The organism is Mycobacterium sp., assembly GCF_049647605.1.
Classification (GTDB): Bacteria; Actinomycetota; Actinomycetes; order Mycobacteriales; family Mycobacteriaceae; genus Mycobacterium.
In genome coordinates this window covers 1-13,376 of record NZ_JBARXZ010000056.1, presented here as the reverse complement: position 1 = coordinate 13,376, position 13,376 = coordinate 1, and the positions used below count along the sequence as shown (strand labels likewise).

General features: G+C 67.2%; 12 protein-coding genes and 1 pseudogene. 4 read left to right on the top strand and 9 right to left on the bottom strand.

Features of this window, described 5'->3' with window-relative positions:
• Window positions 1–236: pseudogene (locus WBB07_RS07605) on the bottom strand (phosphoglycerate dehydrogenase); the annotation flags it as partial.
• A gap of 55 nt (window positions 237–291) precedes the next feature.
• Here WBB07_RS07605 and WBB07_RS07600 point away from each other — a divergent pair.
• A complete protein-coding gene (locus tag WBB07_RS07600; protein WP_526306301.1) occupies window positions 292–1,722 on the top strand; it encodes a phytoene desaturase family protein in 1,431 nt (476 codons plus the stop codon).
• A 65-nt stretch (window positions 1,723–1,787) separates the two neighbouring features.
• Here the strand turns inward: WBB07_RS07600 and ilvC are convergent, their stop codons facing one another.
• The 3 genes from ilvC to WBB07_RS07585 are packed head-to-tail and all read right to left on the bottom strand — an operon-like array spanning window position 1,788 to window position 5,218.
• Window positions 1,788–2,801, bottom strand: a complete 1,014-nt coding sequence (gene ilvC, locus WBB07_RS07595) for a ketol-acid reductoisomerase (protein WP_526306299.1) — start codon at window positions 2,799–2,801, stop codon at window positions 1,788–1,790.
• 39 nt (window positions 2,802–2,840) lie between these two features.
• Entirely contained in the window at window positions 2,841–3,344 is a 504-nt protein-coding gene (gene ilvN, locus WBB07_RS07590; protein ID WP_526306297.1) for an acetolactate synthase small subunit, read from the bottom strand.
• Window positions 3,344–5,218, bottom strand: a complete 1,875-nt coding sequence (locus tag WBB07_RS07585; protein WP_526306295.1) for an acetolactate synthase large subunit — start codon at window positions 5,216–5,218, stop codon at window positions 3,344–3,346. The genes ilvN and WBB07_RS07585 overlap by 1 nt, the downstream gene beginning before the upstream one ends.
• A 326-nt stretch (window positions 5,219–5,544) precedes the next feature.
• Here WBB07_RS07585 and WBB07_RS07580 point away from each other — a divergent pair, with 326 nt between their 5' ends.
• Window positions 5,545–5,895, top strand: a complete 351-nt coding sequence (locus tag WBB07_RS07580) for a PH domain-containing protein (protein ID WP_526306305.1) — start codon at window positions 5,545–5,547, stop codon at window positions 5,893–5,895.
• Between the two features lie 13 nt (window positions 5,896–5,908).
• Here WBB07_RS07580 and WBB07_RS07575 read toward each other — a convergent pair whose 3' ends face one another.
• A complete protein-coding gene (locus WBB07_RS07575; protein ID WP_526306293.1) occupies window positions 5,909–6,763 on the bottom strand; it encodes a DoxX family protein in 855 nt (284 codons plus the stop codon).
• Window positions 6,764–6,987: 224 nt separating this feature from the next.
• Here WBB07_RS07575 and WBB07_RS07570 point away from each other — a divergent pair, with 224 nt between their 5' ends.
• A complete protein-coding gene (locus WBB07_RS07570) occupies window positions 6,988–8,058 on the top strand; it encodes a PQQ-dependent sugar dehydrogenase (RefSeq protein WP_526306303.1) in 1,071 nt (356 codons plus the stop codon).
• A gap of 12 nt (window positions 8,059–8,070) precedes the next feature.
• On the opposite strand, the gene gatB is transcribed toward WBB07_RS07570, so the two are convergent.
• From gatB to gatC, 4 genes are read right to left on the bottom strand one after another with little or no spacing between them, the layout of a single operon-like run.
• Entirely contained in the window at window positions 8,071–9,579 is a 1,509-nt protein-coding gene (gene gatB, locus WBB07_RS07565; protein WP_526306291.1) for an Asp-tRNA(Asn)/Glu-tRNA(Gln) amidotransferase subunit GatB, read from the bottom strand.
• A gap of 53 nt (window positions 9,580–9,632) precedes the next feature.
• A complete protein-coding gene (locus tag WBB07_RS07560) occupies window positions 9,633–10,664 on the bottom strand; it encodes a 6-phosphofructokinase (protein ID WP_526306289.1) in 1,032 nt (343 codons plus the stop codon).
• 17 nt (window positions 10,665–10,681) lie between these two features.
• Entirely contained in the window at window positions 10,682–12,166 is a 1,485-nt protein-coding gene (gene gatA, locus WBB07_RS07555; protein WP_526306287.1) for an Asp-tRNA(Asn)/Glu-tRNA(Gln) amidotransferase subunit GatA, read from the bottom strand.
• Window positions 12,163–12,462 (bottom strand): Asp-tRNA(Asn)/Glu-tRNA(Gln) amidotransferase subunit GatC, encoded by a 300-nt coding sequence (gene gatC / locus WBB07_RS07550; protein WP_526306285.1) that lies wholly within the window; start codon window positions 12,460–12,462, stop codon window positions 12,163–12,165. The genes gatA and gatC overlap by 4 nt, the downstream gene beginning before the upstream one ends.
• A gap of 94 nt (window positions 12,463–12,556) precedes the next feature.
• On the opposite strand from gatC, the gene WBB07_RS07545 reads away from it, so the two are divergent.
• Window positions 12,557–13,219, top strand: a complete 663-nt coding sequence (locus tag WBB07_RS07545) for an ACT domain-containing protein (RefSeq protein ID WP_526306283.1) — start codon at window positions 12,557–12,559, stop codon at window positions 13,217–13,219.
• Window positions 13,220–13,376: the final 157 nt, after the last annotated feature.

Here is a 13,376-nt window from a genome sequence, read left to right as displayed (position 1 = left end):
ACGTTGTCCAGTCCGACGCCCGCGCGGGCGACGATCTTGAGTTTGGGGCCCGCCGCCAGCACGTCGGCGTCGACGGTGGTGGCCGAGCGCACCAGCAGCGCGTCGGCGTCAGCCACGGCAGCGAGCAGCTTTTCCCGGTCCGGTCCGTCGACCCAGCGCACCTCGACCTGGTCGCCGAGAGCGGCGACGGTGGACTGAGCGAGTTTGTCGGCGATGAGTACAACAGGCAAGGTCACGGCAGACAGCGTAATGGGCTGTACTCGACGGGCGGCGCGAGGGAGACTAGACGCGATGGACGTCACCATTGTCGGCAGCGGCCCCAACGGGTTGGCGGCCGCTGTCATCCTGGCACGTGCCGGTTTGTCCGTGCAGGTACTCGAAGCCCAACCCACGTTCGGCGGCGGGGCCCGCACCCTGGTGGACCCGGAGTTCTCCGGCATCAGCCACGACATCTGTTCAGCCATCCATCCGCTGGCGCTGGCCTCGCCGTTCCTGGCCGAGTTCGACCTGCCCGCCCGGGGAGTGGCGCTGGCGGTGCCGGAGATCTCCTACGGCAACCCGCTACCGGGGCTTCCGGCGGCCATCGGCTATCGCGATATCGACCGCACGTGCGCCGAGCTCTCCGATGGTGCGTCGTGGCGACGTCTGCTGGGGCCGCTGGCCGAGCGCTCCCCCGGTGTTGTCGGGTTGCTACTCGGCGACAAACGCTCGCTGCCGCCGGATCCGGTGGCAGCGGTTCAGGTCGCGCGCCGCGCCGCCGAACAGGGCACCCCCGCCTGGGGTCTGTTACGTGGCGACGATGCCAGGGCGTTGTTCAGTGGCGTCGCCGCACATGTGATTTCACCGATGCCGTCGTTGGTCTGCGCCGGCGCCGGGTTGATGCTGGCCACTCTGGCCCACTCGGTGGGGTGGCCGGTCCCCGTCGGCGGCAGCCAAGCAATCAGCGATGCCCTGATCGCGGACCTGCAAGCGCACGGTGGGGTGTTGTCGGCCGGGCAACCGGTCACCACGGCACCGCGCGGGGTGGTGCTCTACGACACCGCCCCGACCGCGCTGCTGGATCTCTACGGCGACCGGATACCGGGCCGCTATGCAAAGACATTGCGTGGCTACCGGTTCGGTCCGGGTGTCGCCAAGGTGGACTTTGTGCTCTCCGGCGAGATCGGCTGGACGGATCCGCGGCTGGCGCAGGCCCCCACATTGCATCTCGGCGGTGGACGCGAGCAGATGGCCTTGGCGGAGCGGGAGATCGCGGCGGGCCGGCACGCCGATTGGCCGATGGTGCTGGCCGCCTTGCCGCATCTGGCCGACCCGGGCCGCATCGATGCGGCGGGCCGGCGACCGATGTGGACGTACGCGCATGTCCCGTTCGGGTCGACGGTGGACCAGGCCGAGGCCGTCACTTCCGTCATCGAGCGGTTTGCCCCCGGATTCCGGGATCTGGTGGTGGCGGTGCGCAGCACACCCGCCAATCGGCTGGCCGAGCACAATGCGAACCTGGTCGGCGGTGACATCGGCGTGGGCGGCAACAACATGCTCAGCGCGATCACCGGGCCGGCGCTGCGGCTCAACCCGTGGTCCACCCCGATCACCGGGGCCTATCTGTGCTCGTCGGCAACTCCCCCCGGCGGCGGCGTGCACGGCATGGCCGGCTATTTCGCGGCCCGGACCGTACTCCGGCGCGAGTTCGGCATCAAGACGCTGCCGTCACTTGCCCCCTAGAACACTCACCCCTGGAAACAACGGAACCCCGGGTCGGTGACCCGGGGTTCCCTTGGTACTGGTGACTAGGCGGTTTCGGTGATCGGCCGGTCGACCCAGCTCATCAGGTCGCGCAGCTTCTTGCCGGTGACCTCCACCGGGTGCTCGGCGTTCGCCTTGCGCAGGGCCTCGAGCTCCTTGTTGCCGCCCTCGACGTTGGCGACGAGGCGCTTGACGAAGGTGCCGTCCTGGATGTCCTTGAGGATGGCGCGCATGCGGTCCTTGGTGTCCTCGTCGATGACGCGGGGACCCGAGATGTAGCCACCGAACTCCGCGGTATCGGAGATCGAGTAGTTCATCCGCGCGATGCCGCCCTCGTACATCAGGTCGACGATCAGCTTCAGTTCGTGCAGCACCTCGAAGTAGGCCATCTCGGGGGCGTAGCCCGCCTCGACCATGATGTCGAAGCCGGCCTTGACCAGTTCTTCGGTGCCACCACAGAGCACGACCTGCTCACCGAAGAGGTCGGTCTCGGTCTCTTCCTTGAAGTCGGTCTTGATGACGCCGGCGCGGGCGCCACCGATGGCCTTGGCGTAGGACAGACACAGCGCCTGGCCCTCACCCTTGGGGTCCTGGGCGACGGCGATGAGCGCGGGCACACCCTTGCCGTCGACGAACTGACGACGCACCAGGTGGCCCGGACCCTTGGGCGCGACCATGCCGACGGTGACGTTGGCCGGCGGCTTGATCAGGCCGAAGTGGATGTTGAGGCCGTGCCCGAAGAGCAGCGCGTTGCCGTCCTCGAGGTAGGGCTCGATGTCCTTGGAGTAGATCTCGGCCTGCGCGGTGTCGGGCGCCAGCAGCATGATGACGTCAGCCCACTTGGCGACCTCGGCCGGGGTGTCCACACCGAGGCCCTGCTCCTCGACCTTCTCGCGGGACTTGGAGCCCTCACGCAGGCCGACCTTCACGTCGACACCGGAATCGCGCAGCGACAGCGAGTGCGCATGCCCCTGGCTGCCGTAGCCGATGACGCCGACCTTACGTCCCTGGATGATCGACAGGTCCGCGTCGTCGTCGTAGAACATCTCAACTGCCACTGTTAGTTTCCTCTTCCTTGTATTGCTTGCTCATGCGCTCTATTTGCCGATGCCACGTGGTCCGCGCGCCAGCGTGACCATCCCGGACTGGGCGATCTCGCGGATCCCGTAAGGCTCCAGCAGGCGCAGCAGCGCCTCGAGCTTACCGGGCGTGCCCGTGGCCTCGACGGTCAGTGACTCCGTGGACACATCAACCACCTTGGCTCGGAACAGGTTCACCGTCTCGATGATCTGACCGCGGGTGGCCGCGTCGGCGCGGACCTTGATCAACGCCAGCTCACGCGAGACCGAGTTCTCCTCGTCCTGCTCGACGATCTTGATCACGTTGATCAGCTTGTTGAGCTGTTTGGTGATCTGTTCGAGCGGAAAGTCCTCGACCGAGACGACGATCGTCATCCGGGACAGGTTCTTCTGCTCGGTGGCTCCCACCGCCAGCGACTGGATGTTGAACCCTCGCCGGGAGAACAGGGCGGCGACGCGCGCCAGCACGCCGGGTTTGTCCTCGACGAGCACCGACAGAGTGTGTGTTGTGGTGACGGTCATCAGGCGTGTCCTTCTTCGATGTCACCGAACAGCGGCCGGATGCCCCGCGCCGCCTGGATCTCGTCGTTGCTGACCCCGGCGGCAACCATCGGCCACACCTGCGCGTCGGCGCCGACCACAAAATCGATCACCACCGGGCGGTCGTTGATAGCCCGGGCCTGCGCGATCACGCTCTCGACGTCTTCTTCACGCTCACACCGCAATCCGACACAACCCAAGGCCTCCGCCAACTTCACGAAGTCCGGGATGCGATGGCTGTGGGTGGACAGGTTGGTCTGGCTGTAGCGCTCGCCGTAGAACAGCGTCTGCCATTGGCGCACCATGCCCAGGTTGCCGTTGTTGATCAACGCCACCTTGATGGGTGCTCCTTCGAGGGCGCAGGTGGCCAGTTCCTGGTTGGTCATCTGGAAACAGCCGTCTCCGTCGATGGCCCACACCTCGGCCTCCGGACGCGCAAATTTGGCACCCATCGCCGCGGGCACGGCAAAGCCCATGGTGCCCAGACCGCCGGAGTTCAGCCAGGTACGCGGATTCTCGTACTTGACGAACTGCGCCGCCCACATCTGGTGCTGACCGACGCCGGCGACGTACACCGCGTCGGGCCCGGCCATCTCGCCCAGCTTCGAGATGACATATTCCGGGCTCAGGCTGCCGTCGCTCTGCGGGGGGTAGCTCAGCGGATAGGTGGACCGGACTCCTGACAGGTACTCCCACCAGCTGCCCATCTCGAGCGAGGCCGACGAGGTGCCGTCGGCGCGCAGCACCTCGAGCAGATCGGTGATGACCTGCTTGACGTCACCGACGATCGGCACGTCGGCGTGGCGGTTCTTGCCGATCTCGGCGGGGTCGATGTCGGCGTGGATCACCTTGGCCTCGGGGGCGAAGGAGTCCAGTTTGCCGGTGACCCGATCGTCGAAGCGGGTGCCCAGCGCGATCAGCAGGTCGCTGCGCTGCAGCGCGGCCACGGCCGCGACGGTGCCGTGCATGCCGGGCATCCCGAGATTCTGCGGGTGGCTGTCGGGGAACGCGCCACGCGCCATCAGGGTGGTGACAACCGGGATTCCGGTGAGTTCAGCCAGGTCCAGCAGTTCGGCTGATGCGTCACCGCGGATCACACCGCCACCGACGTACAGCACCGGCTTGTGGGAGGCCGCGATCAGTTTGGCGGCTTCCCTGATCTGGCGGCTGTGCGGCTTGGTGTTCGGCTTGTAGCCCGGCAGATCCATCTGCGGCGGCCAGCTGAACGTGCACTGGGCCTGCAGGATGTCCTTGGGGATGTCGACGAGAACAGCTCCGGGGCGTCCACTGCTCGCGATGTGGAAGGCCTCAGCCATCACCCGCGGGATGTCATCGCCGTCGCGCACCAGGAAGTTGTGCTTGGTGACCGGCATCGTGATGCCGGAGATGTCGGCTTCCTGGAAGGCGTCGGTGCCGATCAGGCCCCTACCGACCTGGCCGGTGATCGCAACGACGGGGATGGAGTCCATCTGGGCGTCGGCCAGCGGGGTCACCAGGTTGGTGGCGCCGGGTCCGGACGTCGCGATCATGACACCGACCTTGCCGGTGGCGTGGGCATATCCGCTGGCGGCGTGTCCGGCACCCTGTTCGTGGCGGACCAGGACATGGCGCAGCTTCTGCGAGTCGAACAGCGGATCGTAGACCGGCAGCACCGCGCCGCCGGGGATGCCGAAGATGACATCGACATCGAGTTCCTCGAGGGACCGAATTACCGACTGGGCACCCGTGAGCTGATGCGGTGCAACACGTTTCGGTGTTGCACCTGACTTGACTGCGGGCTTACCAGCCTGGACCGGCACCCCGTTCGCCGGCGTGGGCGGCGTGGGTTCCGGTGGTCGCTTTGTAGGTGCGCTCACGGTGTCCTCAATTGTCTTGGGTGTTCGGTTGTTTTCTTCTACGTTCCGACGACAGGCAACAAAAAACCCCCGTCAGCAAATGCTGTACGAGGGTTGCGCGTTGGCGGTGCTTGCAGGCTAAATGCGGTCACACACCAACGCGCTGACCAATTACTACAAGGTTGTCGAAAGACCGCATGACAGGTGACGTTAGCTTCCATACAGGTCAGGAGTCAAATTCCTGCCGGTGTCGCGGTGCGTGACAGGATGGTGGGGTGAGCTCTCGATCATCAGCACGTGGTTCTGCCCGGAGTGAGACACCCGTCAACGAACCGGTTGTCATCAGGATGTCGCAGATGGCTCACTTCGCGGTGGGGTTCTTCACCCTCGGGTTGTTGATTCCGGTACTGCAATGGCCGTGGACCACCCCACTGCTGGTGATTCCGGTGCTGCTGTCGGCCTCGATCGTGCGGTGGCGGACCGTGGCCGACCGTGACACGGTCACGGCGCGCTCCCTGTTCGGCAGCAAGACGGTGCCCTGGGAGCAGGTCCAGGGGTTGCGGTTCGTCAAGAGCGCCTGGGCGCGGGCGCAGCTCACCGACGGCTCCCAGTTGCGCTTGCCCGCGGTGACGTTCGCGACGCTGCCGCTGCTGACCGAGGCCAGCGGCGGCCGAGTACCGAATCCGTACGCTCAGTAGATCTCTGGGGCGGCTACGCCAGCGGGTTGGCGCCGTTGAGCAGCACCCACACGGCGATTCCGCCACCGATTCCGACCAGTAACGCAACAAAGGACCCGATGAACGGGCGCCGGGCCCAGCCACGGCCGGCGTCGAGACCGTACTTGCCCGGGCCGATCAGGATGATCGCGGCGGCGATGACGATCAGGGTGAGCTGGAACTCGTGCCCGTCGGGCAGGAAAAAGGCCAGCGCGCGGGGGTTCTCCTGCAATGACACCGCGGCGATGAGTCCGTTGACCAGGTACGCCAGCGCCGCCGCCGCCGCCAGCGGGGTGAACAGTCCGAGAACCAGCAGCACGCCGGCGACGACCTGGGTCCCCGCTGCGGCGTAGCTGAGGATTTCGGCGTGCTGGTAGCCGAGTCCTGCGACGGTCTCCCGGAACCCGCCCAGGCCCTGACCGCCCCACCAGCCGAAGACCTTCTGCAGTCCGTGCGCGATGAGCAATGCGCCGAAACCCACCCTCAGGATCATCAGCCCCAGATCCTGGGTGCCGCGACGCTGGGTGTTGCGGACGCTGTCGTAGTCCTCGGGTTCGATCTCGGTCGGGCCGATCATCCCCCCACGTGCCGGCTGCGGCTGCACATACGGCAGCGGCTCGGGGTCGCTGAGCAGGCCCAGGCCACCGCTGGCGGGCTGATTGCTGTATCCGACTGATCCATAGTGCGGGATCGTGGTGGTCTCGAAATCTCCGCCGTACGTCGCCGATGGCAGGTCGTCCTCGGGGTCGACCAGACTTGCTGAGCCCGGCGTCGAGCTCTCCGTCTCCGGCGAGGTTCCCGCGGCGATGTCCGGCCGCTGCCAGAGTGGGTCTTGCGATGGACTCGTCACGGGAGCCAGAGTAAGTCCAAACTTCCAGGAATCGGGGATTTGAGCGGCTCTTTCAGCTGTCAATCTGGTGACGGACGCCGCCGGCCGGAACAGCGTTGGGCCGTGTGCGTGGCGCGCACCGCGACGCGATCCGTAACCTGACTGGCATGGTGAAGCGGCAACCGGCCTTCTCACGCCGAAAACGTGGTGTTGTCGCTGCGGCATGCGCGGGACTGGCGGTCACGATGACGCTCGCGACCGGCTGCGCACAGTTCGACAGCGCCCAGTCACAACCGTTCACCACACAGCCACAGCTACGGCCGCCCGCACCGTCGAGCCCACCGCCGCCGCCCCCGCTGCCGGCCAAGCCGTTCCCCAAGGAATGCCCGGCGCCCGGTGTGATGCAGGGTTGCCTGGAGAGCACCAGCGGCCTGATCATGGGCCGGGACGGCAAGACCGCGCTGGTGGCCGAACGCACCACGGGCGCGATCATGCAGGTGTCGGTCAGCGCCGAGCCCACCGTGCACCTCACGATCCCCGTCGACGGCTCCGGGGACGGCGGTCTGCTGGACATCGTGAAATCCCCCGCCTACGCCCAGGACGGGCTGATGTACGCCTATATCAGCACCCCCACGGACAACCGGGTGGTGCGAATCGCCCAGGGTGACGTGCCCAAGGAGATCCTGACCGGTATCCCGAAGGGGGCGGTGGGCAATTCGGGGTCGCTGGTCTTCACCAGCCCGACGACGTTGTTGGTGCAAACCGGCGATGCGGGCGACCCGGTGCTGGCCGCCGATCCCGGTTCCCTGGCGGGCAAGGTGCTGCGTATCGAACAACCCACGACGGTCGACCAGGCACCGACGACCACCGCGATGTCAGGACTGGGGGCCGGCGGCGGCATGTGTGTCGATCCCGCCGACGGCTCGCTCTATGTCACCGACCGTGGACCGACCGCGGACCGCCTGCAGCGGGTCACCAAGGATTCTCAGATCACCACCGTGTGGGAGTGGCCCGCCAAGCCGGGGGTCGCCGGCTGCGCCGCCCTGGACGGCACCGTGCTGGTCAACCTGGTCAACACCAAGCAGACGGTGGCGGTCCGGCTGGCCCAGGGAACCGGTGCGGTCACCGGCGAACCAGAGGTGGTCCGCCAGGATCAGCACGGTCACGCCTGGGCGCTACAGCTGTCCCCCGACGGAAATGTCTGGGCCGCAACGGTGAACAAGACCGCCGGGGACGCCGGCAAGCTGGACGACGTGGTGTTCCCGCTGTTCCCGCAGGGCGGCGGCTTCCCCCGCAGCGAGGCCGAGATCACCTAGGGTTCGGTGACGCTAGCTCTGACCGCACGCGGTCAGGACGAGCTCACGAACCCGCGCCGCGTCGGCCTGCCCCTTGGTCGCCTTCATCACCTGGCCGACAATGGCGCCCGCGGCCTGCACTTTGCCTCCGCGGATCTTCTCCGCGATGTCGGGACTCGCCGCCAGCGCTTCGTCCACCGCAGCCTGGATCAGCGAGTCATCGCGGACCACCGCCAGACCGCGCGCCGTCATCACCGCCTCGGGCTCGCCTTCCCCGGCGAGAACACCTTCGATGACCTGCCGGGCCAGTTTGTTGGACAGGCTGCCCGCGTCCACCAGTTTGATGACCGCGGCGACCTGCACGGCGGTGATGGGAAGCGCCTCGAGTGCCACGCCGGCCTCATTGGCCTTCTGCACCAGGAAGTTTCCCCACCAGGCGCGGGCCTGATCGCTGGAGGCACCCGCGGCAACCGTCGCGGCGACCAGGTCGATGGCACCGTTGTTGACCAGGTCACGCATCACCTCGTCGGAGATGCCCCACTCGTCCTGGATTCGCTTCCGGGACAGCCACGGCAGTTCCGGAATGGTGCCACGCAGCCGTTCGACCAATTCGGCGCTGGGAGCCACCGGCTCGAGGTCGGGCTCTGGGAAGTAGCGGTAATCCTCGGCGGTTTCCTTGGTGCGTCCGGGACTGGTGTAGCCGTCCTCGTGGAAGTGCCGGGTCTCCTGGGTGACCGTGCCGCCGGCTTCCAGAACCGCCGCCTGGCGGCGCATCTCGTAGCGGACGGCGACCTCGACACTCTTGAGCGAGTTGACGTTCTTGGTCTCGGTGCGAGTACCGAACTCGGTGGCGCCCTTGAGCATGAGCGAGGCGTTGGCGTCGCAGCGCATCGAACCCTGATCCATCCGGACGTCGGATACATCCAAGCCGCGTAACAAATCTCGCAGCGCGGTGACGTAGGCCCGGGCGATCTCCGGTGCCCGCTCACCGGTTCCCTCGAGAGGCTTGGTGACGATCTCGATCAGCGGCACCCCGGCACGGTTGAAATCGGCCAGCGACGTGGTGGCCCCGGCGATACGGCCGGTGTCACTGCCCAGGTGGGTCAGCTTGCCGGTGTCCTCTTCCATGTGGGCCCGCTCGATCTCCACGCGCCAGATGCTGCCGTCGTCCAGTGGCACGTCGAGGTGGCCGTTGACGGCGATGGGCTCGTCGTACTGACTGATCTGGTAGTTCTTCGGCTGGTCGGGATAGAAATAGTTCTTCCGGGCGAACCGGCCCCATGGCGCGATATCGCAGTTGAGTGCCAGGCCGATGCGGATCGCGGACTCCACGGCCGCCGCGTTGAGCACCGGCAGCGCTCCCGGCATGCCCAGGCAGACCGGACACACCTGAGTGTTGGGTTCGGCGCCGAACGTGGTCGAACAGGGGCAGAACATCTTGGTGGCGGTGGACAACTCGACGTGCACCTCGAGCCCGAGCACGGGGTCGTACTTGGAGATGACCTCGTCGTAGTCGAGCAGATCAGCGGAAGCGACAGTCATGCGGTCAATCGTAGTGGGGCCGCCCGATGACGCCTCGACCGTGGTGGCGTCGTTCAGCCGAAGAACGCCGCCGCATCGTCGTAGCGGCTCTGCGGCACCAGCTTGAGCTGCCGGGTGGCATCGGCCAGCGACACGCGCCCGATGTTCTGACCGCGCAGCGACACCATGATTCCGTACTCGCCCGCGTGGGCGGCGTCGGCGGCGTTGACCCCGAACCGGGTGGCCAGCACCCGGTCGTATGCCGTTGGGGTTCCGCCGCGCTGGACGTGACCGAGCACCGTCGTGCGGACTTCTTTTTTCATGCGCTTCTCGATCTCGCTGCCCAGCTGAGCGGCGACGCCGGTGAACCGCTGGTGCCCGAACTCGTCGATACCGCCTTCGCGCAGCAACATCGATCCCTCTGCGGGCTTGGCACCTTCGGCCACCACGCAGATGAAATGTGAATCTCCGCGCTGGAACCGCTGTTTGATCAGCCGGCACACCTCTTCGACGTCGAAGGGCTGCTCGGGAATCAGCGTCATGTGTGCGCCCGAAGCAACTCCGGCGTTCAGCGCGATCCACCCTGCGTGGCGTCCCATCACCTCGACCAGCATCACCCGCTGGTGCGACTCGGCGGTGCTGTGCAGGCGGTCGATGGCCTCGGTGGCAATGGTCAACGCGGTGTCATGCCCGAATGTGACATCCGTGCAATCGATGTCGTTGTCGATGGTCTTGGGGACCCCGACGACGGGTACTCCTTCTTCGGCGAGCCAGTGCGCTGCGGTGAGAGTGCCTTCGCCGCCGATCGGGATCAGAACGTCGATCCCGTTGTCTTCGAGAGTCTGCTTGATCTGGGGCAGGCCGGCCCGCAGCCGATCGGGATTGGTGCGGGCGGTGCCCAGCATGGTGCCGCCCTTGGCGAGCAGCCGGTCATTACGATCGTCGTTCTTGAGCTGGACACGCCGGTCTTCCAGCAGCCCGCGCCAACCGTCGAGGAATCCCACGACCGACGAGCCGTAGCGCGCATCGCTGGTGCGCACCACCGCCCGAATCACCGCATTGAGTCCAGGACAGTCGCCGCCTCCGGTCAGCACTCCAATCCGCATGCCCCTATCCTGCCCTGTCAGACAGCACTCGGCAGCGGGCCGCGGGCCGCTTCGTAGGCTGCGCCCACCCGATACAGCCGGTCATCGGCCAATGCGGGCGCCATGATCTGCAGTCCCACCGGCAAGTTGTCGTCGGACGACAGTCCCGACGGCACCGACATGCCACAGTGTCCGGCCAGGTTCAGCGGCAGCGTGCACAGGTCGAACAGGTACATCGCCAACGGGTCGTCGACCTTCTCCCCCAAGCCGAAGGCCGTGGTCGGTGTGGCCGGAGAGACCAGAACGTCGACCTTGGTGTACGCCTCGTCGAGGTCGCGGGCGATCAGTGTCCGGACCTTCTGCGCCTGGTTGTAATAGGCGTCGTAATAGCCCGCCGACAGCGCATAGGTCCCGATCATGATGCGGCGCTTGACTTCTGGACCGAACCCGGCCGCCCGGGTCAGCGCCATCACTTCCTCGGCGCTGTGGGTGCCGTCGTCGCCGACCCGCAGTCCGTACCGCATCGCGTCGAACCGCGCGAGGTTGGACGACACCTCCGACGGCAGGATCAGGTAGTAGGCGGCCATCGAGTGGTCGAAGTGTGGGCAGTCCACCTCCGTCACCTCGGCCCCGAGGGAGCGCAGCTGCTCGACCGCAGCGTTGAACGAGCTCAGCACTCCCGGCTGGTATCCCTCGCCCTCGTGCAGCTGCTTGACCACGCCGACCTTGAGACCCTTCAAATCACCGGAGGCACCGGCGGTGGCGGCGGCCACCACATCCGGCACGTCGGCCCGCACCGAGGTGGAATCACGCGGGTCGTATCCGGCGATCACCGAATGCAGCAGCGCGGTGTCCAGGACGGTGCGCGCGCAGGGACCACCCTGATCCAGTGACGACGCACACGCCACCAGGCCGTACCGCGAGACCGTGCCGTAGGTCGGCTTGACGCCGACGGTCGCGGTCAGCGCGGCGGGCTGGCGGATGGAGCCGCCGGTGTCCGAGCCGATAGCCAGGGGTGCCTGGAAGGCGGCCAGGGCCGCCGCGCTACCGCCCCCGGAGCCTCCCGGCACCCGGTCGGTGTTCCACGGATTGCGGGTGGGTCCGTAAGCCGAGTTCTCGGTCGAGCTGCCCATGGCGAACTCGTCCATGTTGGTCTTGCCCAGGATCGGGATGCCGGCGGCGCGCAACCGGGCGGTCACGGTGGCGTCGTACGGCGACGTCCAGCCCTCGAGGATCTTCGAACCGCAGGTCGTCGGCATATCGGTGGTGGTGAACACGTCTTTGAGCGCCAGCGGCACTCCGGCCAGCGGTGACGGCAACGGGTCGCCGGCGGCGACAGCCGTGTCGACCGCGGCGGCCGTGGCCAGGGCTTTGTCTGCCGCCACATGCAAGAACGCGTGATAGGTGCCGTCGGTGGCATCGATCTGATCGAGATGCGCCTGGGTCACCTCACTGGCGGAAAACTCTTTGGTGGCGATACCCGCCGCCAATTCCGCAGCGGTACGCCGGATGAGTTCACTCACTGGCTCTCTCCCAAGATCTGCGGGACCGCAAAGCGGCCGTCGGCGACACGCGGCGCCTCGGCGAGGGCCTCGTCCTGCGTCAGGCAGGGCGCCACGACGTCTGGTCTGGTGACATTCACCTCGGTCAGGGGGTTACCGGTAGGCGTGACGTCGGTGACGTCGACGGCCTGAATCCGGCTGACATGCTCGAGGATCGCGTCCAACTGACCAGCGAAGCCGTCGAGTTCGTCATCGGTCAGCGCCAACCGGGCCAGTCTGGCCAGGTGGGCCACGTCATCTCGGGAGATCTGCGACACGAGCGCCCAGCCTACAGATCCGGCAGGCAAGCAGCCGAGCCCGCCGTCAAAGCCCGGAGTGCTCGGCGGCATCTGCTGTGAAACAGTGTTGCGCGTGTCTTCGTATCTGCTGCGGGTCCAGCTGGATGACCGGCCCGGCAGCCTCGGCTCACTGGCCGTAGCGCTCGGCTCGGTGGGAGCCGACATCCTCTCCCTCGACGTGGTGGAGCGCACCTCCGGCTATGCGATCGATGACCTGGTGGTCGATCTGCCCCCCGGCGCGATGCCGGACACCCTGATCACCGCCGCCGAAGCGCTCAACGGTGTGCGGGTCGACAGCATCCGGCCCCACACCGGTCTGCTGGAGGCCCACCGCGAGCTCGAGCTCATCGACCACATCGCCGCGGCGCCGGGTCGGGTGGCGAAGCTGCAGGTCTTGGCCGACGAGGCTCCACGGGTGCTGCGGGTCGGCTGGTGCACGGTGGTCCGGCTGGTGGACTCGGGCTTCGAACGGATGGTCGGCAGCCCCGCGGCTCCCGAGACCCAGGCGCAGTCGGCGCCGTGGCTACCGCTGGCCCATGCGGAGGTCCTCGACGGCACCGCCGACTGGGTACCCCAGGTGTGGCGCGACATGGACACCACCCTGACGGCCGCACCGCTGGGGGACCCGACGGTCGCGGTGCTGCTGGGCCGCCCGGGCGGACCGGATTTCCGCCCGTCGGAAGTGGCCCGACTCGGTTACCTGGCCGGGATCGTCGCGACCATCCTGCGGCGCTGACGTTTCATTCCCGGTTCTCGCCGCCGGCGTTGGCGTTGTCCAACAGTCTGCGCAGGCGGTCTTCGGCGGTGCCCCCGCCGAGCTGTCGTCCGGGCTGCGCCCCCTCTGGCACCGGCTCCGGTACGGCCGCCTCGCCGGCGGGCGGCGGTGGCGACCC